The following is a 23,270-nucleotide window of genomic DNA, read 5'->3' as shown; positions in this document are numbered from 1 at the left end:
GCTCCTTTCTACCACAAGCTCGTCTTCGTCGTCTTCTTGGAGACGAAGTTCGCCATGGTCACCAGAATCAAACCGACGACACCCTCGAACAAACCGACAGCGGTCGCGTAACTGAAGTTGCCGCCGATGCCTTCTTTGCCGCCGATCCCCATCCGATACACGTAAGTGGAGAGGACATCCCCGGTCTCGTAAGTAAGCGGATTGTAAAGCAGCAACACTTTCTCGAAGTTCGATCCCATGATGCCGCCGATATCGAGAATGAGAAGGACCATGATGGTAGGCAGGATTCCTGGAATGGTAACGTGCCATGCCCTTCGGAACCGGCTCGCCCCGTCGACCTTAGCCGCCTCGTACAGTTCGGTGTTGATGCCGGTCATCGCAGCCAGGTACAGGATCGTGCCCCAGCCAAGCCCCTGCCAGATGCCGGACGTGATGTAGAGCGACGGGAACCAACCCGGCTGTTGGATGAACGATATTTTCTCTATCCCCAGATGACCGAGCAGCGTGTTGATGGGGCCAGTCAAGGAGACCATCTCCTTGATCATCCCTACCACGATTACCATGGAGATAAAGTGCGGCAGATAAGAAACGGTCTGAACAAATTTCTTCACTTTAATGCTGCGAAGCTCGTTCAGCAACAAAGCGAAGATTAACGTAAGCGGAAAACGGACGATCAAATAGGAGATGCTCAGGAAAATCGTGTTATAGAAAGCTCTCCAGAAAGCAGAGTCCTTCCAGAACATCTTGAAGTAATGCAGACCTACCCATTCGGTTCCAAAAATATTGGGACCGCCTCTATATTTCCGGAAGGCGATAATGTTCCCTATCATCGGAGCGTATTTAAAGATCAGAAAGTAGAGGACGGGAATAACGAGAAACGAGTACAGCTTCCACTCTTTTCTTACGTGTCTTAAAAGAGAGGTTTGAGGAGTCCGGGGAATCGTTCGAGCAACCTTCTCTTCGGCTAACATGACATCACCGCTTCCATCTTGAAATTCGCCGCTTCGGTAATCGCTTACATTTTTCTTGGATAGAAAGCGAATCCCGAATTCGGCATCCGCTTAATCCGCTTAATAGATCGTCCGATTATGCGCATCCGGAACGCCGGACTTGCGATAAAAGTACGTGTTGATGACATCCCGCCACTCCGCCGCGTGCTTCGCTTGCAGCTTCAGCCGGCTGAGCACGCTCTCGTAACGCTCGCCATCGATCTTCCCTTCGAGTCCTCGCCACGATACGATCAGCCCTTCCGCCTGTTCCACCCCTTCGAAGTGCGAGTCGTAGATGTGCTGGATGATCGTCTTGCCGGACTTCAGCACATGCGAGTAAGGGAGATGGTGGAAAAAGAGCAGCAGCTCGTCCGGACAGCTCTCGACGGATTCGTAGATTGCGGCGGGAGCCCCATGGTATTGTCCGGCGTAGCCCGTTCCCGTGCGGACGGTGCGGTCGACGCCAAGTCCCCGGCTGTCCGCATAGTGGTACGTGCCCCACAGGGAATATTCGTAGCCGTCGACGTTAGGCCCGTAATGGTGGCCCGGATTGACCATCCATCCGATGCCGAGCGGAGACGTGTAGTTCTCGTAGATGCTCCAGGATTCCAGCAGCATGCGGCTGATCGTCTCGACGACCCCGGGATCGTCCCCGAACGTCAGCTTCACCCATTCGTCCGTGATCTGCTCCGCCGTCAGCTCCGGCCGCCAAGCCAGCCGGCCGTATCCATAATAGTTCGCTTGGGCCAGCGGATTTCCGGTCCAATTGCTCTCGTCGCCGATGTTGGCGACGCCGGCGAATCCCCCGACCGGGCGGCCGAACAGTTCTCCGGTCGCCGCCTTCGCGACCGTCGAGCCTTCGCCGATGGCGCAGGTGTCGAAGTCGATGACTTCCTTCCACTGGGGAACCAGATAGCACAAGTGCTTCTGCTGCCCGGTGTACTCCTGCGTAATCTGCAGCTCCAACAGCTGATTGGTCGCCTGCATTCCGCCGAACAACGGGGACGCGGGCTCACGAACCTGGAAATCGACCGGTCCGTTCTTGATCTGCAGCACCACGTTGTCGGCGAACTTCCCATCTAGCGGACGGAAGTGGTCGTAAGCCGCCCGGGCCCGGTCGATGGTTCGGTCCCGCCAATCCTGCAGGCAGTCGTACACGAAGCAGCGCCAGACCACGATGCCCCCGTGAGGCCGGAGCGCATCGGCGAGCATATTCGCTCCGTCCGCGTGGTCCCGTCCGTAGGTGAACGGCCCCGGCCGGAATTCCGAGTCGGCCTTCACCACGAAGCCGCCGAAATCCGGAATGTGCCGGTACACGTCGGCTGCCCGTTCCGCCCACCACCGCCGAACCTGCGGGTCGAGCGGATCGGCCGTCCCAAGCTCTCCCAGCTCCATCGGGCTCGCGAAGTTGATGCTGAGGTACAGCCGGACTCCGTATTCACGGAACACGCCGGCCGCCTTCGCCACGGTCGGAAGAAGCTCGGGAGCGATCAGCCTCGTCTCCGTCTCGTGGACGTTCACGTTGTTGATCGAGACCGCGTTCAGCCCAATGGCCGCCATCAGCCGGGCATAATCCCGGATCCGTCCCCAATCCTCCCGGAAAACCCCGTCGAGATAGAAGATCGATCGGCCCGCATACCCGCGTTCCACGCTTCCGTCCATGTTGTCCCAATGGTTGATCATCCTTAGGCTGCCGGCCGGCCGTTCGACGACGTTCAAGCCGCGAATCGGCTGTCCGGTCTGCATCAGACGCAGGAAGTGGAACGCTCCATACAGAGCCCCTCGATCCGTATTGCCTGCGATGGCGATGAAGCGACGCCCCGGTTCTTCGACGGTTCGAAGGAGATAACCCTCGCTGCCCAGCGCTGACCTTTCGCTCTCGCTTGCTACGTTTTGAAGCTCTTTCTCGCCTAATGTTCCAATGAGCAGGAAGCCTTCTTGACCTGAATTCTCGTTCCCTTGACTCTGTTCGCTCTCTTGAGGAGCGAAGCCAAGCATGGATTCGATACCGGCAGCGAGTTCTTTCCGCGCCGTCGCCAGTAGTGGAGCCCCTTCGGAAGCGACGACGATCGCCGCGCCGCACCAAGAGGAATATTCTTTCGCGAGTTCCGGCTTCAGCCGGACGTATCGCAGCCAAGCTTGGTAGGCATCGCTAATCGGCTCCCCATTCTGGCGGCTCATTCCCATGTCCATCGTCTTGTTCTCTGCCACTCTGTAACCTCCAAGGAGCTTGCAACAATTAAACCAATCTCGAGCGAACGTAGTTCTCCATGCCCATGCAAACAGTTCGGAAAATCATGTATATATTTGCTCTTTAATGGTTCTTATGTGAACATTATAGAATTAAGCGTTTACATTTTGCTATGGGGAAACTAGACTAAAACTTGTAATTATTAAACATCTTTTTCGGGAGCAGGTGATCGAACTGGAGCTCGAACAATTGCAGAATTATGTGCCGTGGATCAATTATTTTGTCGATAGGCGGTGCTTCCCCGATTGGGAGATTATCAAACAGAAGATCCAGTTCCATGATCTAACGTTCGTCGTCGAAGGCAAGTCGACCTATTACGTCAACGACGTCCAATACGATGTCGAGGCCGGAGACGTGATCTACATTCCGCTGGGCAACGTTCGCGAGGCTTATACGGACAAGGAGAACCCGATGCACTCTTATGCCTTCAACTTCAACTGGGAACCGGGAAGCCCTACCCCGCTCCCGCTCCAGACCGTAACCAAGAACGTCATCACGAACGAGATCTACGGTTACATCAAGCAATTCACGCAGGTGTGGATGGGCAAGCAGCCGGGATATATCCTGCAATCCAGAGCCCTGTTCATGCTCATTCTCCATCGCCTACTCGTCAACTCTTATCTTCAGAACTCCCATCAATCGGATCAGAGGATCAATAGGATTCTGGAATACGTGAGCGAGCACTACCCGGAGGAGCTGCACTTGTCCGACATGGCCAAACTCGTGAACCTGCACCCCGTCTATTTGGGCAAACTGTTTAAGAAGAACACCGGTTATTCGTTCAAAGAGTACGTCAACCTGATCCGCATCAATCACGCCGAGATGCTGCTGTCGACCGGCGGATTCTCCGTGACGCAGATCGCCGACCGCTGCGGGTTCCACGACATCTCGTATTTCAGCAACGTCTTCAAGGCCATCAAGGGTTATCCGCCGTCCGCGCGAAGAAACGAATGGTTATTCCTTTCAAAAACGAAGTATGTTACATTTAATAATGAAACATAGGTGATTAGGAGGAAGTTCGATGAAAATCGAAGTATGGTCCGACTTTGCCTGCCCGTTCTGCTACATCGGCAAGCGCAGATTGGAAGGCGCGCTGGAGCAGTTCGGCCACGGCGGCGATATAGAAGTGCAATTCCGCAGCTTCGAGCTCGATCCGAACGCGAAGCGCGACGTGGATTACAACGTCAACGAGATGCTTGCCAAGAAGTACGGCATGACCGTTGAGCAAGCGGCGGCGAATAACCGCAGCTTAACCGAACAAGCGAAGGCGATCGGCTTGGACTACCACATGGACAAGTCCATTCTCACCAACTCGTTCGACGCTCACCGCCTGACGCACTACGCGGCTCAATTCGGCAAGCGCGAAGAGATGGCGGAGAGGCTGTTCAAGGCTTACTTCACCGACGGGCTGCACATCGGCGACCACGAGACACTCGCCGGCCTAGCCGTCGAGATCGGTCTTGACCGCGAAGGCGCCCTGGCCGCGCTGAAGAACGACGAGTTCTCGTCGGAGGTTCGCGAGGACGAGCAGCTGGCCGCGCAATTCGGCGTCCGCGGCGTACCGTTCTTCGTGCTGGACCGCAAGTACGCGGTGTCCGGCGCGCAGCCGACCGAGGTATTCCTGCAAGCTCTGGAGAAGGCTTATTCCGAGAGCAAGGCGTAAGGTCATTCGAACCGAACAAAACGGAAGCGCCGGGAGCGTTCAAGCTCTCGGCGCTTTCTTGTTTCGTGGCTGTAGATGTTCCCCCGGGAGCACCCGGACAAACGAATGATCTCGGCCGAGGCCTTGATGCGACAGGCTTTTCCCGCTTTGCTCAGGCAAAGCGAATGCACGTAGAAGCGTCAACTCGCGTTCTTGCGAGCCCCATTCTTCCCTTCTATAATCAATCCGATATCTTCCAACACCGATGAGCGTTGGATTCCGGAGGGTTATCGTATGAACGCAATCAAACTATTCGCCAGTTGCCTCGTCATGGGCTTCGGGATCCTAGTGCTTCATCAATCCCACGTCGGTACGGGAGGAACGATCGGATTGGCCCTTAGCACATCCTACTGGCTGGACTTCCCCTTCTACCTGACCTACATCCTGATCAACGTTCCGTTCTTCCTCCTCTCGTTCTTCGCGATGGGAAGGTCGTTCACGCTGTCCTCTCTTGCTGCCATTCTCTTGCTCAGCGCAATCTCCTCGGTCACCGGAACGATCCCAGCGCTCGACACCCCCGTCTGGTTCGGTACCGTGTTCGGCAGCGTCCTGTGCGGAATAGGCATGTCTCTGCTGTTCATGTGCAAGTCTTCCCTCGGGGGCACGACGATTCTGGTCCTGCTTCTGCAGAAAACCTATGGCTGGAATCCCGGTATCGCAATGTTCTCCCTGGATGTCCTCGTGGTTCTGAGCAGTTGGTATACGATCGGTTGGGAGGGCATGATCTACTCCGCCGTCTCCGTCGCGATCATCTCCTTCGTCGTGAACCTGTACAAGAACAAGATCGCCAAGCGCCTAACACAGGAAAAAGAGATTCAAGCCCCTCTCCATCCTCGGGAGGCTTAAATCTCTTCTCCGTGAAAATACCTCTTATCCGTGCCTTCTCGCGAAATCGCCCATGAATCCGGCAAGAGCCTCGCAAGCCTCCGTCGGCACCGCGTTGTAGATGGAAGCGCGCAAGCCTCCGACGCTGCGGTGGCCGGCGAGGCCGACCAGTCCGGCTTCGTCAGCTTCCTTCGCGAACTGCTTCTCCAGCGCTTCATCCTTCATTCTCCACGTAGCGTTCATGATGGAACGGTATGGCTTCTCCACGATCCCTTGATAGAAACCGCCGCTGGCGTCGATCGCCTCGTAGAGAATCCCCGCCTTCTGCCTGTTCCGCTTCTCCAGCTCGGCGACGCCGCCTTGGCTCACCGCCCATTCCAGCATTAGCTTCATCATGTAGATGGAATGGACCGGAGGCGTGTTGTAGAGCGAATTGTTCTTCGCGAAGGCGGCATATTGGAAAATCGTCGGGATCTTCCCGTTGCCCCGCTCCAGCAGATCATCCCGGATCACGACGGCCGTCACGCCCGCCGGTCCCAGGTTCTTCTGCGCCCCCGCATAGAACATCGCGAACCTCGTCCAGTCGATGCTCCGGCTCAGGATATCGCTGGTCATATCTCCGATGAGCGGAATCGCTCCCGTATCGGGGAACTCCTGCCACTGCGAGCCTTCGATCGTATTGTTCGTCGTCAAGTGAACATAAGCCGTATCGTCGCCGAAGGCGAGCTTCGACAGGTCCGGGAGCCGCCCCCAGCGGTCCGCCTTGCCGCTGGCGACGATCTCCGCAGCCCCGATCGTTTGGGCTTCCTGATAGGCCTTCTCCGAGAAGTTCCCCGACAGCACGTAACGCCCGACTTTGCCCTCCGTCAGGTAATTAAGCGGCAGCAAGGCGAACTGCGCGCTCGCGCCTCCCCCCATGAACAGAACCCGATAACCGGAAGGAATCCCGATCAGCTCCAGCAGGAGCTTCTCCGTCTCCTCGACCATCCGTTCCACCGGCTTGCTGCGATGCGACATCTCCATCAACGACATGCCTTGCTCTCCGTACTCGACGAAAGTGTCCCGCGCCTGCTCCAGCACTTCCAGCGGCAGCGCCGCCGGTCCCGGATTAAAATTGTACGCCCGATTCATCGTTCCTCGCCCTCTCTCCCGTTTGTTGGGTAACAAAAAGACGCTCCTCGTCCCTAATTGGGACGAGGAGCGTCTGCTCGCGGTGCCACCCAACTTGATCGGATCGCGCTCGGCGCGATCCGATCCTCTTGGTTCCGCGGTAACGGGCGGGGCCGGTAAGCTTAGGAGCCGGCCCTTGACGGGCTGCTCTTGACGAGAACGCCTCCGAGTTGGAATCTCTTCATCGGCATGATCCGGAATGTTTAATTGTTGATTATTCTATGCTTCGTCAACGGGAGTGTCAAGAGGCTTCTCCAGGATGGACATAAACTCTTCGCCGGTGATCGTTTCCTTCTCCAGCAAGAACTTCGCGAGCTCGTGGAGCTTCGCCTTGTTCTCTTCCAAGATCTCAAGGGCCCTCTTGTGGGTCGACTTGATGATGCCCAGAACGACCTCGTCGATCTTCGCGGCGGTAACGGCAGATACCGTAAGCGAGGTATCGCCGCCCAGATAAGGGTTGTTGACCGTCTCCAAGCCCATCATGTCGAACTCTTCGCTCATCCCGTACCGCGTTACCATCGCCCGGGCCAGCTTCGTCGCCTGTTCGATATCGTTCGAAGCGCCGGAGGTGATGGAGCCGAAGATAATCTCCTCCGCGGCGCGTCCTCCCATGAACACCGCGATCTTATCGATTCCCTGCTCCTTGGACATCAGCACCTGCTCGCCCTCTTCGATCTGCATCGTATAGCCGAGCGCTCCCGAGGTGCGCGGGATGATCGTGATCTTGTGGACCGGCGCCGAGTGGCTCTGCTTCGCGGCCACCAGGGCATGTCCGATCTCATGATAAGAAACGGTAAGCTTGTCCTTCATCGAGAGCACCGCGTTCTTGCGTTGGTAGCCGGCGATGACGACTTCGACCGATTCCTCCAGGTCGCTCTGCAGGACGACCTTCCGTCCCTCCCGGACCGCGCGGAGCGCCGCTTCGTTGATAATGTTGGCCAGATCCGCTCCCGACGCCCCCGGCGTCGCCCGGGCGATCGCGTTGAAGTCGATGTCGTCGCCCATCTTGACGTTCTTGGAGTGGACGCGAAGAATCGCTTCGCGCCCGCGCAGGTCGGGCAGCTCGACCGGAACCCGGCGGTCGAACCTCCCCGGCCGGAGCAGCGCCTTGTCCAGCGTCTCCGGCCGGTTGGTCGCCGCCAGAATGACGACTCCCTTGTCGGCGGCGAATCCGTCCATCTCCGTCAACAGCTGATTGAGCGTCTGCTCCCTCTCGTCGTTGCTTCCCATCCCGCCTCCGCCCGAGTTGCGGCTTTTGCCGATAGTGTCGATCTCGTCGATAAACACGATACACGGAGCCTTCTCCTGCGCTTGCTTGAACAGGTCCCGGACCCGGGCCGCGCCCATGCCGACGAACATCTCGACGAATTCGGATCCCGAGATCGAGAAGAACGGAACCTTGGACTCCCCGGCGACGGCCTTGGCGATCAGCGTCTTGCCGGTTCCCGGAGGCCCGACGAGCAGCACGCCCTTCGGAATCTTCGCGCCGATCTCCCGATACTTCTGGGGGTTTCGAGAAAATCGACGATCTCCTCGAGCGCTTCCTTCGCTTCTTCCTGGCCGGCGACATCCTCGAACGACTTGCCGGTCTGCGCTTCCACGTAGATCTTGGCGTTGCTCTTGCCGAACTTCATTGCGCCCGGTCCGCCGCCCATCTTCTTGGACAGCGTCCGCATGAGGAATTGCCCGATCGCGATGAAGATAAGAAGCGGCAGCACCCAGGTCAGCAGGAAATTCACGATCGGCGAATTCTCTCGCGGAACGACCCGTTTAAACTCCACCTTCGCCTCGTACAACCGTTGCACCAGTACATAGTCGTCCATTCGCCCGGTGGAGTACAGCTTCTCGTTGCCCTTCTCATCGACCGCGGTGAACAAGATGTTCGAATTCTCGATCTCGACGCTCCGCGCCCTGCCGGAATCGACCATGGACAGGAAGGTTCCGTAATCGACCTGCGTCACCTGCTGCTTCAGGATCGACGGGAACAGGAACAGGTTGAGCAGCAGCACCACGACGGCGACAGCGATCAGATAATAGATAAGCGGCTTCTTGGAGTTCCCTTGTGACTTCACGTCTTCGCCCCGTCTCCCAAGTTTTTCTTAACGTGTAGTTTGATCTAACCGGGGCGGTTGCATACGGAGTTTATCGCTCTTCCTGAGTTTGGTCCCCAGGGCGTTCGCCAGTCCCTTGGCGCCCTCGCGCATGACTTGATCGTGATTCCATATGAAAAGAGGGCGCAGCGCGGGTCCCAGCATTCTCATCCATGGCTTGGTTACGTTCACTTGCCACACGTACCGGACCTGCGCGACGTCTCCGGCCTGCTCCAAGGTCCAAGCGCCTCTGCCCTCCAGATCGCCGGTCGCGCGAATCGCCAAGGACTCCGGAACCCTTCTCGCGGCGACTTCCGCCACGAAGGTCAGCGTGTAGGGCAGCTTCGTGCGGATATCGAACTTGTACTTGTTGCCGATGCCGAACGGCGACGGGCTCTTGTGGACCAGCTCCGTGCGAACCCCCGGCCACCATGCGCCGTATTCGACGCCGCCAATATAACTCCACACCTGCCGAATATCGGCCTCGAACTCCCAATTCGTCTCGAAGCTGTAATCATATGCAGCCCTCATCGAATCCCTCCATCGCGCCCGCTCTACTGGATGTAATGCAGTTTAATCAGGGAGTCGGGTTATGGTGAGGGAAAAGAAAAGATGGCGTCATGGGAAACGTCACTGGATCTTCGTCATGCTTCGATTGAACAATTTCGTGACCGCTAGCTGTGCGCCCTGCAGTTCCTTCAGCGCTTTCTGTTTCTTGGATCGGTAGGTCTTTAGCGATTCCGGCGTCCCCTCCTTCAGGAACTCTGCCCCAGCTTCGGTCATCTCGCGATAGGCCGTCATCATCCCTTCGGCCCATCTGCCGGCTTCGAAGTAATCCTCGAACTTCGCCGGGGTTTGGCTGAGGTTCTGAGCTTGAAGCTGATAACTCTGCTGCAGCGCCTTTAACTGATCCTGAAGACGGCTGACGGTCTCTTCCGGAATCTCCTCGTTCGCTGCCCGTTCCAATACGGCGTCCGAAAGCTGCTCCTCGTAATTCTGGGCTTCCCACAGGAAGCTCTCGAACGAATGGGCAATTCCTGCCGAGCGGATATAACGCTCATTCTGGGTATTCTTCACGATAACCTTATCGCCTACTGACGAGAGAGAATATCCGAATTGCTTGAACAGGTAAGCCGGAATCATCGTGCGCCCATCCATCACCACGACCGGCACGTCCGTCGCCTTCGCCGTCTGATCATTCCACACTAAATCCCGAACCGGCAGATTCTTGTACTTCTGCGAATCCGCAGACACCGAAGAGGTTACGGATAACGCCAATAGGATAACCAGGAAACCGCCCAGCAGCCTTTTGCTCATCGAATGCTCCTCCTATCAACACTTTGTTAGAATATTAATATTCTACCATATTAAGGATTACCCTGAACGGAAGAGCGGGATGTCCAATTGAAGCCTCCTCCGATTCGCCTTATAATTGGGATAATAATCGGAAGAGAGTGATTCGCCATCGATCGAAACAGGCCAGTCCCCATTCTTGAGAGAAACATCGTTCTGACGGGCTTCATGGGAGTCGGCAAAACGACCGTCGGCCTGGAGCTGGCGAAGAAGCTGAACCGCGACTTCGTGGACGCCGATCAGGCTATCGAAGAACGTTACCGGATGCCCGTTCGCGAGATTTTCAGCCAATTCGGAGAAGCGAAATTCCGGGAGATGGAAAGGGACTTCATCACCGGTTTATGCGTGAACACGAGCAAGAAGATCGTCTCCCTTGGCGGAGGCGCGTTCATGCAGGAGGAGATTCGCGAGGCTTGCTTGGCTACCTCCAACGTGTTCTTCCTCGACATCTCCTGGGAGCTGTGGAAGAACCGGTACCATCTTCTTATGGAGAATCGGCCGCTCCTGCAGAGCAAGTCCCTGGAAGAGGTCGAAGAGCTGTTCAATCTCCGGAAGAGCACGTACTCGATCAACCATGCTGCGGTGCTAACGGATGAGTTGAACCCGGAACAGGTCGCCGATCGCATCCTGGAGACGTTGGAGCAGTGGCAAGCGAAGGATCGGTAACATCAAAAATGCAACGTAAAGCTAGAAGTGCCCCTGTTCATGAGAATAGGGGCACTTGACTGTCGATGCGGTGCCCTTTTAGGGGCTTCCGTTACTTCGATTTTCTAGCTCCTGCCTGATAGGCCAGCAGCTTGCCGAACAAGCCGTTCCGGTCGTCGGCAAGCTCCGTATAGCCCCCTCGCTGCACGATGGTTCCGTCGTCCAGCACGACGACCTGATCCGCTCCCCGAATCGTCGACAGACGATGGGCGATCACGATAAGGGTCATGCTCCCCTTCAGCCGTTCCAGCGCTTGCTGGATGCTGGCTTCGTGCTCGCTGTCCAGCGCGCTGGTCGCTTCGTCCAGAATAAGAATGGAGGGCCGGCGCAGGATCGCTCTCGCCAGCACGATCCGTTGCCTCTCCCCTCCGGATAGACGAACCCCCCGGTCTCCCAGCATCGTGTCGAGCCCCTGCGGAAGCTTCTTGACGAACGTATCCGCCGCGGCGAAACGCAGCGCCTCCCAGATCTTGTCTTCGCTCGCGTCCGGCGCGGCAATGGATAGATTGTACCTCACGCTCTCATGGAACAGGAACGGATCCTGCGAGACGTAGCTCACGGCCCGCCTCAGCTCATACGAATCGCTCGCTTCCAGAGGCTTGCCGTCGACGAGCACCTGCCCTCGCTCCGGCTGGATGAGCCCGATCAGCATATCGATCAAGGTGCTCTTCCCCGCGCCCGATCGCCCGACGATGGCCGTCATCCGATTGGCCGGAATGCGCAGATTGACCGCTTGAAGAGCATAGCTGGACTGCTCGAGGTCATACCGGAAGAAGACGTCCCGCAGCTCGAAGCCTTGTGTGACGGAGCGCCCGGCATCCGGGTGCCCCGGCTCGGGCAGCTCCGGTTCCCGGGAAGCCTCGACCTCCCGCTGCATCTCCCCAAGGTTCCGGAAAGCGGGAAGCGTCTGGGCGAGCTGCTCCAGATTGGACTGCAGCGCCGAGAACTTCGGCCACAAGCGCGAGAAAATAAGAACGATGAACAAGAGAGTCTCCGCCTGGACTTGGACAACCGCGAAGGCGAAATAAGCGAAGCCCGCGATGAGGAGGCTCGAGGCCGCTTTGTAATGGAATCGGGAGGCCGACTGCAACCGCGTGAACTGAACGATATTGCTCTCCAGCCGGCCGCACAGAGCTTGGAACCAGGCCAGATGAGGCTTCTCCATCCGGTTGCTCTTGATATCCTTGATGCCGCCCAAGTGATCGGTCATCCCGGCCAAGTAGAGCTGCATCAGCTCGGTCGTCTCTTGTCCGATCGCTCTCGATCGGCTCACCTTGGAACGGGAGAAGACGACAAGAGCAGCCCCGCACAACAGCACCGCCAACGTGAGCGGGACCGACAGCCATAGCGCGAAGCCGATCTGGATCAGCGTGAACAGGATATTGGTCAATAGCTGCAGGAACATGAACACGCCGAAGCTCACCCGGGGCAGCTCGGAAGTCGCATGATGGATAAAATCAGACTTGCGATGCCGCAAGTAGAACGACCAGTTCGACTGCAACAGTCCCTTATAGATGTTCATCCGGAGCTGCCGGATAAAGCCTTGCTCCAATTCGGAATTCCGGACGGTCAGCTGCCGCTGCAGCAGCCCTTGGCCCAATACAAGAACAAGGAAAACGGCAAGCACGGCAGGCAGCTGACCGTCGGAAGGCAGCTTCCGAAGCGGTTCTGCGATGGCGGAGAGCAAAGGAATGCCGCCCGCGGACGAATCCATCAGCCCGATCAGGCTCAGCATGGGAGCCAGAAGGAAAATTCCGATCCCTTCGAGCATGCTGACGACCATGGTTCCTATCAGATTCAAATACAACCTTCGCCCCGCAAAGACGTGAAGCTGCTTCAGGTAGACAAGCACAGGCCCGATTCCCAGCTTCTCGACGCTTCTCATCCGCGCATGACCTTCTCTCCTTCAAGAACCGTCTCCAAGACTCGTTCCGCCAGCTCGTACGCGGAGAATCCGGCCGAAGGCCTTCGCATGCGATACAGATCGACCTGACTCGAGAGCCCGGCAATAGCCGACAGATGCCACTGTTCTCCGGTTAGACGCGGGATCAGAAAAGGACGGTACGTATGCAGCCGAAGAATCGCCAGCCGTTCGAGCCCCCGATAGGGCGAGAGCTCCGCCTCTCTCCCCTCCGTCTTGCCGAGCTCGAAGATCCCGTCTAAGGGCAGGGCTTCCGCGGCGAAGCCGGACGCGACGGGGACGGCATACTTGGATTCGTACAAATGACGGGAGCCGCGGGGCTCCACGCCAAGCCGGTCCATGCTCTCCCGCCACAGCTTCTGCTGAGGGTAGGCGGGCATGACGATGGGGAAGCCTCCATTCGCGCTTTGCGATACCGCGATGACGTCGTCGCTCAGAAGCCGATAGCCGCGGCTCAAGAAGGCCCGAGCCAGCGTGGACTTCCCCGCCCCCGATTCTCCGACGAACGCGTAGGCCCGTCCGTTGATCTCCACCGCGCTTCCGTGAAGGGGCAGCGTCCCGCGCTGCATCAGAATGGAGCCCATGCACGTCCCCAGCAGATAGAGGCGAATGCTCTTCTCCTCCGCTTCGGCGAACGGAGACACGGTTATATGCTTGCCGCCGCGAACTCCGAAGATGGCAACTTCGGGGACGCGGAACAAGAATTCATCGTCCGGGTAAGCATAATAATCGTCCGGCCCCCCGTATCGGTTCCAAGCCCCGGACAAGTCTCCAATCGCGATCTCGACATCGGGTTCGCCTTCCTGTTCCGTGGTCCGCAACAGCTCGGGCAGAGGATATTCGCTTCTTATCCGCAAGCCGAATGCGGTGTATCGAACGGGCGCCGCCGCTGCTGTCATCTACCTCACCTCTCCTGCCTGTATGTAAAGTCCCGGCACGCGGGAGCTGTTTTCCGACAAAAGAAGGGCCCTATCCTATCCCATGCAGGCAGGAGGACCCTCCGATATGGCCATTCGTTCACCTCTTAGGATTCTTGAGGAAGCGGAGCATGAGGATGGCCGTTGTTCCCGCCTTTGCCGTTGCGGTCCGGGAACAAGCCGTGCGGGCCGCCGAACGTCTGGCTGACGTCCAGAACTTCGAGAGTCGGTTGGTTCCACTCTTTCTTCATCTGTCTCACCTCCTTTCGGTCGGTGCTTCAGGAGCCTTGCCGGATAAAGCGATACGCGATCAGGCTCTGCATGAGCAGTCTCGCATGCCGGTCATAGGCCTGCTCCGGCCGCGGCAGGTCCCCGATAGCCGCCATAGAAGCGCGAATCTGCTTCACGTTCAGATAGTGCCCGGCTTGGGGATCGCGGCACAGCCTGTCCAGTTCCTCCGCGATCCTGCCCCATAACGGGATCACCCGATGGATCCAATCTGCCCCCTGCACGCCCCGAACGCGTTGGTTGAGCCGGATCTTATCGGGCAGATAATGCTCGGTCGCCCTCCGCACGAGAGCGCGATCCATGCCGTTCTGAACGTACTGCTCGACCGGCACGGATAAGCAGAAGCGAACGACTCTCGGATCCACGGTCGGGTCCCTCTCGCGAACGGCGTACCGCAGCGACAGCTTCGTCGATGACGTCCCCTGATGGTTCAGGATCGACAGGTTGTCGAACTGATCCGTTCTCGCGTCGAAGTCGTCCATCCGGAGGTCGCTTAGCCCGACATCATGGCCCTTCAGCCTTTCGAAGACGCCGGTGCGTTCCGCCAGCTCCGGATGGATCAGCAGGGGAATGTCGTTCGGCATCGGCTGGGATGAGCGGAACGGGAAAGCAAGCTTGGCAATGTGCGGAAGCAGGATCGATCTTCCGAGCCGCATCCGTCTTCCGTATTGTCGCAGCTCGCGATGAAGGCGTACCCAGCGCAGCCTGCGCAGGAGCCGGGCGTAGTAATCCAGGGCCGGTCCCCACGAGATGCTGTAGTTGCCGTTTCCGCCGTTCAACAGGATGCCGACATCGTGCTTGCCCGCTTGTTCGAGGATTCCTTTGAACCAGTACGAATTTTCAAAAAATTTGTAGGGGGTCTCCATCCATTCGAGCAGATCGTCGATCTCTTCGTACGGGTTCCGATCCGGGAAGTCCATGTTGGCGTGGGTTAGATGACCCACATGGTCAACGACCGACTGGATATAAGGCCTCTCGTCCGCCGTCATCCCGTTCGGGGTCCAATCCGCAAAGTCCGGACGGGGAACGAAGCTGTACGTGTGCAGCGTCTTGCCTTCCCTTCGCAGCGGCCCCGCCGCGAAGCTGACGACGGCCCCCGAATCCAGCCCTCCGCTTAGGCTTGCGCCGACTTTCCGGTGGGTTCGGAGCTTCGACGTCACGGCTTCCCGGAACACCTCGCGGAAAGCCTCTTCATAGTCGCCGTTCGACTTCAGCTTCAACTTCGGCACATCGGCCGCCAGCGTTCCGTAGCGGTCGATCTTTAGACGGCCGTTCTCGTAGACAAAGGAATGAGCCGGGGGAAGCTGTTCGATATCGCGGTACACCGTGGAGCGAACGTCGATCGTGTCCAGGACGATCGGGATCGCGAGAAACTCGGCCAGCCAAGCTTCGTTCCGTTCCCGACGGACGCCGGGCACGGCGAACAGCGGATTCATCACCGTGCAGAAAGCGAACCGCCCCGGACGATGAGCATAATACAGCGTCCGGCTCCCCGCCAGATCGCGAGCGCCGAACAATCGGCGTCTCCGACCGTCCCATAGGACGAAGGCGAAGTCTCCGATGATAGACTTCGGAGCCTCCTCTCCCCATTGGAGGTAAGACTCTAGAATCAATTCGCTGTCCGTCATCCGCTTCCGAAGGGCATGCTCGATCCGAAGCCGGTTAAACAGCTCCTCCCGATTGTCGATGATCGCGTCAGCCGTAATCACCGCCCCGTGCCGACGATTGCCGCACGGCTGCCGGTCCTGCACCGACTCGGGCGTGAACCATTGCGCGTGGCAGCCCAGGAACACAGACCCGTTGTGCCAGGTTCGCACCTGATCGGAAGGGTATCTGCCGAGCGCCTCCATCATCTTCTCCGCCGCCTCGCTAGAGACGGGTTCGTTATCCGCAACGATTCCAGCTATTGCCGTCATAGTTCTCCAATCCTGCGGCGGATCCGGGGATCCACCTGCTTTTGGGGACAATTATAGCAGACTGGGCGAAAATTCAAATGCCACGAGAGGAGTATACGAGACTAGCAGGAAGGGGTATAAACGGAGGAATTCCATAGGGAAAATTGGATGCGGAAAAACGGCGTCACTAAGGGAAAAGTACGCCCAAAGCCGCCGTTTTACTTTGTTTATTGATCCAACAAATTAAGATTAATGGCTATCGTTCGTCTCGCCCGTCTCAAGCCAATCATACAGTTCAAGCTGGCCCTGCAGGTCCTCCGTCATCTCCGAGGTGGGTTCCATCGTCGCGATCTCCGACACCTTGAACGAGAAGCCCAGCGCTGGATAAAGAAGAAAATTCCCCTTGTAGCATCGGTTCTGCAGCTCGACGAACCCGTCGCAATCGACGATCGTCACGACTCTCTGCTTGCCCGTCTTGAACGTGAGCAATACGTTGAACGGCCTCGTAATCATGCCTCTCCCTCCTTCTATTACTATCATTATTACCGGGTAATAGAGAAGGTATACGGCCATTCCGTTTACTAGAAAAGCATTATTCGCCCTCGAGAAGAAGAAGATTGCGGTAAGAGTACCTGCTGAAGGAATGCTTGAAAGACAAGGCGATCCCGGAGTCTTCGATCGTCACCGACCTTAATGCCGCCGTTCGAACGAGGGATCGAGTCAGCCGTCTAACGGATAACACCTCTCTCTGGCGAATCGCCTTGGCCAATGCCAGAGCGAAAGCTCGGGACGTCGCGATCTTACGGTAGAACGGCAATACGCTTCTTGCGATGGCGCGGTGCACGCGCGTCTCGAAGAAGAACTGCACGCTCCCCGGAGGGATCGTCGTTCCATTCGTATAGGAGACGTCCGGATCGGCGAACGAGAACGAGATAAAATAGCCGATCGCGTTCGAGCCGAGAGAATCGCCAATCGAAGGAGAGACTTGCCGCAGCAGCTTCTGCATCCGGTCCAGGTCGGCGTCGATGACCGCCTTGGACCAACTGGCGGCATAAGTCCCGTTGCGGGCGATTTCGTTATAGAAAGGCAGCATGGCCTTAGCCACGCTTTGCAGAATGGTCGCGGTAGGTATTCGCTGCTGAGCGGCTCGTTTAGCCATTTAAGCACCCCATAGGCAGAGGAATGTTCCTCTACCCTATGCGGGTGCGCAGGAGTTTGCTTGGACCCGTCAGTCAATCAACACGATTTTCCATTCTCCTGCTTTGTCCAGATTGAAGTAATACGTTATGCTTCCGTCATCTACTTGCCCTTCTCTTAACCTTTGAACGGATAATGAGATCATGATGCTGTTGTTGTCAGGAAAGTATTTAGCTTCGGCAATGTCCGTAAATCGGTATTGATTCTCGTCTAAGATATAGCCCATATTCCCCTCTGTATCATGCCCTTCAAGGAGACCGGCTTTGAACTCCTCTACGTTCTTGTCTAGGAGAGCTTCTAGGTTGTCTTTTAATTTCTTGATCACTTCATCCGGGATGGATTCATCGTCGATCTTGGAGAAGTCAACGAATATTCCCGGTTTGAAAGACTTCGGCGTATCCGCTTTCTCATTATATTTTGGCAATTGTTTCGTGGGTGTCTTTCTTTGCTAACACCAAGAAACCGGCTATCCCATAGCCGGTTTCTTGGTTTCTTGCCGCTCGTCTACTGCTTGCGCCGATTATCGGCTCTTCACCAGAAGCTCTACCGCCTGCTTGACAAGCTTGCCCGTATCCTCGCCAGTCGTCTGCTCTTCCAGGATGCATTGCTGAAGATTCTCGGCGACGATCTGAGCGATCGCTTTATCGGAAGCGTTGCGGACAGCCGATAGTTGACTGACGACATCCTTGCACGGTTTGCCTTCCTCCATGAGCCGGAGTACGCCGCGGACTTGCCCTTCGATCCTTCTCAGGCGCGCTTTGATCTCATCCGAGTAATGATAATCCATCTCTTCCCCATCCTTTCCGAAGACTGGTTGGATGACGGGCATCCGTTATGATTAGATAAACAAGTTCACGTTGCCTTCGGCTGCGTCGCCGAGGTAAGCAGCCACGCCGCCTAGCTCCATGCCGTCGATCAGCTCTTCCTTCTGAAGGCCTAGCAAATCCATCGTCATCGTGCACGCTACCAGCTTAACGCCCATCTCCTGCGACAGCTCCATCAGTTGCGGAAGCGTCAGCGCATTGTGCTTCTTGATGACGTGCTTGATCATCTTCGGCCCCATGCCCAGCATCTGCATGCGGGATAGACCCAGCTTGTTCGCGCCGCGCGGCATCATCCACCCGAACATTTTCTCCAGCAGCCCTTTATTAGTTGAAACGGCCTGCTCTTTGCGGAACGTATTAAGTCCCCAGAAGGTCGAGAAAATCGTAACCTCGTGATCATAAGCCGCCGCGCCGTTGGCTATAATGAATGCCGCCATCGCTTTATCGTAGTCGCCGCTGAAAAGCACGATTGTCGTCTTTTTCTTTTGTTCCATCGGTAAACAGGTTCCCCCTTATCGATTAGGATTTACGAACGTAGAATTTGTAGACGCCTTGCTCTTCTTCGTGCTTAACGAGCTCATGGTTCGTCTGCTTCACCCATGCTTGGAAGTCGTTGACCGAGCCTTTATCGGTGGAGAGCACTTCCATCACTTGACCGGATTGCAGGCCGTCCAGCGCCTTCTTTGCTTTGACAATCGGCATTGGGCATGCGAGGCCCTTCGTATCGACAACCAGATGTTTTTCCATTTTTGTTATCCTCCTTGGATATATCGTTCTGTAATTAGATTAATTTCGACGTCGGTCCATTCCAGCCGGTCATCCCGGGCAGAACGTTCGCGACATTCGCGAAGCCCTTCTCTTGCAGCAGCTGGCAGGCAAGATCGCTGCGGGTTCCCGTGCGGCAGATGACGGCGATCGAAGCGTCGCTACTCAATTCGCCGGCACGGCTCTCCAACTCGCCGAACGGAATGGAGACGGCCCCCTTCACATGCTGGAAGGCATACTCCGCAGGCTCGCGTACATCCAGCACGACGATCGCCTCGCCGCCGTCAAGCTTCGCCTGCAGCTCTTCCGTCGTCATCGTGACGGAGAATTTCACTTCCGGCTTGGCTTCGTCCGAACTCGATTTGCGGATGAAGTGTTTAAGGACGCCGTTCTCTTCGATCGTGCCCAAGTATTGATGGCCCGTCGTTCTCGCCCAGCCCTGCATGTCGGCAAGCGAACCTTTATCCGTCGCCTGCACTTCTACTACCTGTCCGGATTGAACCGTCTCGATGGCTTTCTTCGTCTTCACGATCGGCATCGGGCACGCAAGCCCTTTGCAATCGAGCGTCAGATCCACTTGAATTTGCGATTGGTTAGACATGTTGATTATCGTCCTCCTGAAGGTTTATAGGGGATATCTCTTACTTGTCATGGACCGCGCAGCGGTTCGGTCCGATCTCCATCTCGCGCTGCTCGTCAGCCGTAGGAGCGATCTTGCCCATGTTCGTCTGGCGGATTTGTTGGTAAGAATTCGGATGCTGCGGCAAGTTCTCCGTAACCGTGCGACGGAATTCATCCTCGTCATGAATGTTGAGACCCGGATTGTGAGCGAACAAATCGCCTAGGCGAGCGGATACTTTGCCGCCTTCGCCGAGCTCCGTTATCTTGCCGAAGTGCGCCGGGAGCACGATAAGTTCCTCCGACAGCTCTTTATAGCGGCTGTAGAGCGTGTTGCGCAGATCGCCGACCCAGTCTTCCGCAAGGCCTGCGAGGTCGGGACGTCCGATGGACTCGACAAACAGAATATCGCCGGACAGCAGGTAACGATCGTCGACGATGAAGGACGTGCTGCCGATCGTATGACCCGGGGAGTAAAGCGCCTGGATTTTGATCTTCGTGCCGCCGACCGTAATTTCATTCGCGTCGTTAAGCGCCGCGTATTCGAATGTCACTTCGCCCGCATCCTTCGGAGGCAGCCAGTAAGTCGCGCCGACCTTCTCCGCCAATTGGCGTCCGCCGGAGATATGGTCCGCATGCAAGTGCGTGTCGATCGTGTGCTTGATCTCCGCCTTCTTCTCCGCCGCGAATTGCTCGAACACGTCCGTTATGCGCAGGGTGTCGATCGTAGCCGCTTCGCCGTCGGACAGCACCATGTACGACAGGCAGCCCTTGCCGATTCGAACGAATTGATACAGCTCGCCGCCGCCTTGCAGATCGGCAACCTTCACCGGCTCCAGGTATTCGCTCCATGCCTTCATGCCGCCTTCGAGGTAGAACACATCGGTGCGGCCCGTCTCCGCGAGCTGCTCGGCAACGAATTTGGACGAGCCTTCTTTGGCGCAAACGACAAGCACTTGGCCTTCGGCCGGCATGCGTTCGATCGCTGCTTCCACGCCTTCGAGCAGATCGAAGTAAGGAATGTTGATGGACTGGACGGTCTCGCCTTCGATGCGCCAATCCGCATAATCGGTCTCGTTGCGAACGTCAAGAATGAATAACGGTTTCTTGTCCAGAATGAAGCGAGTCACTTCTTTGGCGGTCATCGGGTTGTATGCGTTAGTTGTCATTTTGAATACGCTCCTTCGTTATTATACCCTAACGGGTATAGGGATGGGTAAAATTTTTTTGCCATTTCAGGCAAGTTTTTTAGAATGGAATGTCAGTTGCAATCGGGGTTGCAAATTCCTTAATATTCAACGGTGTCTGTCCAGCTCATCATGCCGCCCGTCATATTGACGACATTGTAGCCCATGGATTCCAGCAGCTCGCATGCCAGCCCGCTGCGGTTCCCGCTTCTGCATACGACAATGGTTTCTTGCTTCGGATCGAGCTCCTTATGCCGGTGGCTGATCATGCCGAGCGGTATATGCTTGGCCCCGGCAATATGGCCGGAGTTCCACTCGTCCTGCTCGCGAACGTCCACGATATTCAGTTTCTTGCCTTGCTTCATCTGTGCAGCAACTTCATCTGTTGTAATGGATTTAGAGAACTTTCCAGCCATTCGATACTCTCCTCGCTATATGGTTATTTTCTTGTGTTTCATTTTACATACCCCTACGGGTAACTTTGCGACCGAACCAAATGTCATTGGCGTCGATCGGCTTGAATCCATCATATACCCCATGGGGTATCTTTGCAAGTGCTAATTTATAGAAAGTTGAGATCGATTCGTTCAAAACGAATCCATATTGCGTATGACTTGCTTCATCGTCTCATCATTGATCGCGCCGGTGAATTTGTTGCGGATGATGCCCTGCTTATCCAGCACATAGGTTGTCGGGTAGGCGGTCACCTGGTATAGCTGCTTCACGGTCCCGTCTGCATCGAGCACGACGGGGAACGTCAGCCCGTACTCGGACACAAAATGATCGACGGCTGCGGCTTTTTTCTCCGTTGTCGTCAGATTGACGGATAGAATAACGACATCCTGCTCTTTATATTCTTCATAGACTCGTTGCATATGGGGCATCTCCGCTTTGCAGGGAGGACACCAAGTCGCCCAGAAGTTCACGAAGACCGTTCTTCCGCGGAAATCCGACAGCCGAACGGGATTCCCCGCCCGATCGCTCAGTTGAAAGTCCGGAGCAAGCTGGCCTTTCCGAATACCGGACTCCGCCTGTCGGGCTGTCTCCACGCGGTCTGAAGGATCGTCATCCAAACGGCTCTGATAAATCCCGTAAGCGAGCAGCGCAAACAAGACAAGGACGCCTATCGAAGTTTTCTTCATCTGTTCCACTCCTCCTCTCCTTAACGGATCCATACCGCCAGCCCGGCAAGCCAAGCGCTGATTCGCTGGAATTGGCCGGAGAACAGCAAAGTCCCCATCGCGATAAAGAGAACTCCATTCGCAACGGACAATACCGGCAGGAGACGATTAAGGCGACGCAAGAAGCCAAGCGTTCTTGTCATCACCATGGAGAGAATCAGGAACGGCGCCCCCATTCCCAGCGAGTAAACCGCAAGCAGAAAGATCCCGTTCCACATCGTATCCGTCGCGCTGGCCAACAGCAGAATGCCCGACAGGGCAAATCCTACGCATGGGGTCCAGCCCGTTCCGAAAGCCACTCCGATTAGAAAAGAACGCAGCCGGCCTCCGCCCTTTACGCCGCTGACTCGCGAGCGGTTAAGAAGGAATGACGGCATGGGGATGTTCAGCAGGCCCGCCATCTGCAAGCCGAATGCGACAATCAGGAACCCGCTTATTCTCTCGATCCATGTGCGCTGCTCGGCCCATAGCTGACCGAGGAAACTAGCCGACGTCCCCATGAGGACAAACACGGCGCTGAATCCAAGGATGAAGCTGACCGAGCGCCGGAACAGAAGCTTGCGTTCCACGACGACGCGGTTGTCCCGGATCGCGGATTCCGTCAGATGGGTCACATAAACCGGAACGAGCGGGAACACGCAAGGCGACAAGAAGGACAATAGGCCGGCCGCAAAGGCGGCAATGATCGTAATCTGTTCCATTTAGGCCTTCCCTCCAGCCCGTTCGCGGAATCTTTTCCCTCGCTCCGAACGGGTGACCACGACGAGCATCGCTCCGGCGAATAGAAGCCACGCCAATTGCTCGGCGCTGAATTCAAGAATCAGCGGCTCTCGGTCCGGCTCCATGAAGGCAAGCGCGGCCTTGCCGAGTCCTAACCAGAGCCAAACCGTGCTTAATTGGCCGTCGGCCGGACTTCCGATTGCCATGACCATGTACAATGCCGCCGCTCCGATGGCCATCAGTGAATGCCGCACGACGGAATCGTCAAGCAGGATTGCCTGAGCCGAATAATAAATTGCCGTCCAGCCGAGAATCATAACGGTTAGCAAGGAACCGGCAGCTTTAACGTCAAACTCTGTCTTCATGGACCGGTAAATCAAATAGCTTGCGGATACCACTGTCGCAAGCCATATCCCATTGGCCCCTCCGCTGAAATAAACCAGGGACCAAGGATTGGAGATCACGTCGACAGGGTGGAACAGAAGCAGGCTTCCTTTCCATACGAGCAGCCATAACAGCACGGCATTCCCTGCATATGCCGACATTCTGGCTTTCTCCGGATGCCGCCTCATGCGGAGGCGTATCCCAAGTACGCCGGCCAAGCCTGCTATCAAATAAACCGCAATCTCCAAGTTCAACACGAATGAACCCACTTGCTGCGTGTACATGGAT

27 protein-coding genes are annotated in these 23,270 nt (G+C 56.6%); 4 read left to right on the top strand and 23 right to left on the bottom strand.

The genetic code is table 11. The features are described from left to right. Positions 1-8: 8 nt before the first annotated feature. Positions 9-971, bottom strand: coding sequence for an ABC transporter permease (locus ELR57_RS17790; RefSeq protein ID WP_126960429.1), 963 nt, complete (start codon positions 969-971; stop codon positions 9-11). Between the two features lie 99 nt (positions 972-1,070). Then, positions 1,071-3,170 (bottom strand): alpha-glucuronidase family glycosyl hydrolase, encoded by a 2,100-nt coding sequence (locus ELR57_RS17785; protein ID WP_126960585.1) that lies wholly within the window; start codon positions 3,168-3,170, stop codon positions 1,071-1,073. 244 nt (positions 3,171-3,414) lie between these two features. Between ELR57_RS17785 and ELR57_RS17780 the strand changes: the two genes are divergently transcribed. The 3 genes from ELR57_RS17780 to ELR57_RS17770 all read left to right on the top strand — a co-directional run bounded on the left by ELR57_RS17780 (position 3,415) and on the right by ELR57_RS17770 (position 5,788). Further along, positions 3,415-4,242, top strand: a complete 828-nt coding sequence (locus ELR57_RS17780; RefSeq protein ID WP_126960584.1) for an AraC family transcriptional regulator — start codon at positions 3,415-3,417, stop codon at positions 4,240-4,242. 19 nt (positions 4,243-4,261) lie between these two features. Next, positions 4,262-4,903 (top strand): DsbA family oxidoreductase, encoded by a 642-nt coding sequence (locus ELR57_RS17775; protein ID WP_126960428.1) that lies wholly within the window; start codon positions 4,262-4,264, stop codon positions 4,901-4,903. Positions 4,904-5,176: 273 nt separating this feature from the next. Beyond that, entirely contained in the window at positions 5,177-5,788 is a 612-nt protein-coding gene (locus ELR57_RS17770) for a YitT family protein (RefSeq protein ID WP_126960427.1), read from the top strand. 24 nt (positions 5,789-5,812) lie between these two features. Here the strand turns inward: ELR57_RS17770 and serC are convergent, their stop codons facing one another. The 5 genes from serC to ELR57_RS17750 form a co-directional block, all read right to left on the bottom strand. Further along, entirely contained in the window at positions 5,813-6,898 is a 1,086-nt protein-coding gene (serC, locus tag ELR57_RS17765) for a 3-phosphoserine/phosphohydroxythreonine transaminase (RefSeq protein WP_126960583.1), read from the bottom strand. A gap of 258 nt (positions 6,899-7,156) precedes the next feature. Further along, positions 7,157-8,404 (bottom strand): ATP-dependent zinc metalloprotease FtsH, encoded by a 1,248-nt coding sequence (gene ftsH / locus ELR57_RS17760; protein ID WP_238162582.1) that lies wholly within the window; start codon positions 8,402-8,404, stop codon positions 7,157-7,159. Next, the gene (locus ELR57_RS28735; RefSeq protein ID WP_238162581.1) at positions 8,365-9,009 is read right to left on the bottom strand and encodes an ATP-dependent metallopeptidase FtsH/Yme1/Tma family protein; all 645 of its coding nucleotides are present in this window, start codon (positions 9,007-9,009) and stop codon (positions 8,365-8,367) included. Before ELR57_RS28735 ends, ftsH begins: the two co-directional genes overlap by 40 nt. 27 nt (positions 9,010-9,036) lie before the next feature. Then, complete coding sequence (locus tag ELR57_RS17755) at positions 9,037-9,558, bottom strand: SRPBCC family protein (RefSeq protein WP_126960426.1); 522 nt, start codon at positions 9,556-9,558, stop codon at positions 9,037-9,039. A 99-nt stretch (positions 9,559-9,657) separates the two neighbouring features. Next, positions 9,658-10,344: a hypothetical protein gene (locus ELR57_RS17750; RefSeq protein ID WP_126960425.1), complete on the bottom strand. Its 687-nt coding sequence runs from the start codon at positions 10,342-10,344 to the stop codon at positions 9,658-9,660. Positions 10,345-10,548: 204 nt separating this feature from the next. On the opposite strand from ELR57_RS17750, the gene ELR57_RS17745 reads away from it, so the two are divergent. Beyond that, entirely contained in the window at positions 10,549-11,046 is a 498-nt protein-coding gene (locus tag ELR57_RS17745) for a shikimate kinase (protein ID WP_126960424.1), read from the top strand. A gap of 91 nt (positions 11,047-11,137) precedes the next feature. Here the strand turns inward: ELR57_RS17745 and ELR57_RS17740 are convergent, their stop codons facing one another. The 16 genes from ELR57_RS17740 to ELR57_RS17665 form a co-directional block, all read right to left on the bottom strand. After that, positions 11,138-12,946, bottom strand: a complete 1,809-nt coding sequence (locus ELR57_RS17740) for an ABC transporter ATP-binding protein (RefSeq protein ID WP_126960582.1) — start codon at positions 12,944-12,946, stop codon at positions 11,138-11,140. A 20-nt stretch (positions 12,947-12,966) separates the two neighbouring features. Next, positions 12,967-13,905, bottom strand: coding sequence for an aldolase (locus tag ELR57_RS17735; protein ID WP_126960423.1), 939 nt, complete (start codon positions 13,903-13,905; stop codon positions 12,967-12,969). 125 nt (positions 13,906-14,030) lie between these two features. Continuing rightward, positions 14,031-14,174, bottom strand: coding sequence for a paeninodin family lasso peptide (locus ELR57_RS17730; protein ID WP_126960422.1), 144 nt, complete (start codon positions 14,172-14,174; stop codon positions 14,031-14,033). 27 nt (positions 14,175-14,201) lie between these two features. Further along, positions 14,202-16,127 (bottom strand): asparagine synthase-related protein, encoded by a 1,926-nt coding sequence (locus tag ELR57_RS17725; protein WP_126960421.1) that lies wholly within the window; start codon positions 16,125-16,127, stop codon positions 14,202-14,204. Between the two features lie 228 nt (positions 16,128-16,355). Beyond that, positions 16,356-16,619: a hypothetical protein gene (locus tag ELR57_RS17720; protein ID WP_126960420.1), complete on the bottom strand. Its 264-nt coding sequence runs from the start codon at positions 16,617-16,619 to the stop codon at positions 16,356-16,358. Positions 16,620-16,698: 79 nt separating this feature from the next. Further along, complete coding sequence (locus ELR57_RS17715) at positions 16,699-17,265, bottom strand: hypothetical protein (RefSeq protein ID WP_126960419.1); 567 nt, start codon at positions 17,263-17,265, stop codon at positions 16,699-16,701. Between the two features lie 69 nt (positions 17,266-17,334). Next, complete coding sequence (locus ELR57_RS17710) at positions 17,335-17,727, bottom strand: hypothetical protein (RefSeq protein ID WP_126960418.1); 393 nt, start codon at positions 17,725-17,727, stop codon at positions 17,335-17,337. Positions 17,728-17,823: 96 nt separating this feature from the next. Then, complete coding sequence (locus ELR57_RS17705; protein ID WP_126960417.1) at positions 17,824-18,090, bottom strand: metal-sensitive transcriptional regulator; 267 nt, start codon at positions 18,088-18,090, stop codon at positions 17,824-17,826. Positions 18,091-18,141: 51 nt separating this feature from the next. Continuing rightward, positions 18,142-18,621, bottom strand: a complete 480-nt coding sequence (locus tag ELR57_RS17700; protein WP_126960416.1) for a DsrE/DsrF/DrsH-like family protein — start codon at positions 18,619-18,621, stop codon at positions 18,142-18,144. 25 nt (positions 18,622-18,646) lie between these two features. After that, a complete protein-coding gene (locus ELR57_RS17695; RefSeq protein WP_126960415.1) occupies positions 18,647-18,874 on the bottom strand; it encodes a sulfurtransferase TusA family protein in 228 nt (75 codons plus the stop codon). Positions 18,875-18,908: 34 nt separating this feature from the next. Then, the gene (locus ELR57_RS17690) at positions 18,909-19,493 is read right to left on the bottom strand and encodes a sulfurtransferase TusA family protein (RefSeq protein ID WP_126960414.1); all 585 of its coding nucleotides are present in this window, start codon (positions 19,491-19,493) and stop codon (positions 18,909-18,911) included. Positions 19,494-19,533: 40 nt separating this feature from the next. Then, complete coding sequence (locus tag ELR57_RS17685; RefSeq protein ID WP_126960413.1) at positions 19,534-20,679, bottom strand: MBL fold metallo-hydrolase; 1,146 nt, start codon at positions 20,677-20,679, stop codon at positions 19,534-19,536. A gap of 119 nt (positions 20,680-20,798) precedes the next feature. After that, a complete protein-coding gene (locus ELR57_RS17680; protein WP_126960412.1) occupies positions 20,799-21,113 on the bottom strand; it encodes a rhodanese-like domain-containing protein in 315 nt (104 codons plus the stop codon). Between the two features lie 171 nt (positions 21,114-21,284). Beyond that, complete coding sequence (locus ELR57_RS17675; RefSeq protein WP_126960411.1) at positions 21,285-21,839, bottom strand: redoxin domain-containing protein; 555 nt, start codon at positions 21,837-21,839, stop codon at positions 21,285-21,287. 20 nt (positions 21,840-21,859) lie between these two features. Beyond that, positions 21,860-22,579 carry a cytochrome c biogenesis CcdA family protein gene (locus tag ELR57_RS17670; protein WP_126960410.1) on the bottom strand — a complete coding sequence of 240 codons (720 nt, stop codon included), beginning with the start codon at positions 22,577-22,579 and terminating at the stop codon, positions 21,860-21,862. Then, complete coding sequence (locus tag ELR57_RS17665; protein WP_126960409.1) at positions 22,580-23,266, bottom strand: hypothetical protein; 687 nt, start codon at positions 23,264-23,266, stop codon at positions 22,580-22,582. It lies immediately after the preceding gene. Between the last annotated feature and the right edge of the window lie 4 nt (positions 23,267-23,270).

Origin of the sequence: Cohnella sp. AR92 (assembly GCF_003990975.1) — a bacterium.
In the GTDB taxonomy this organism is placed as follows: Bacteria; Bacillota; Bacilli; order Paenibacillales; family Paenibacillaceae; genus Cohnella.
This window is presented reverse-complemented; position numbering and strand designations above follow the sequence as displayed.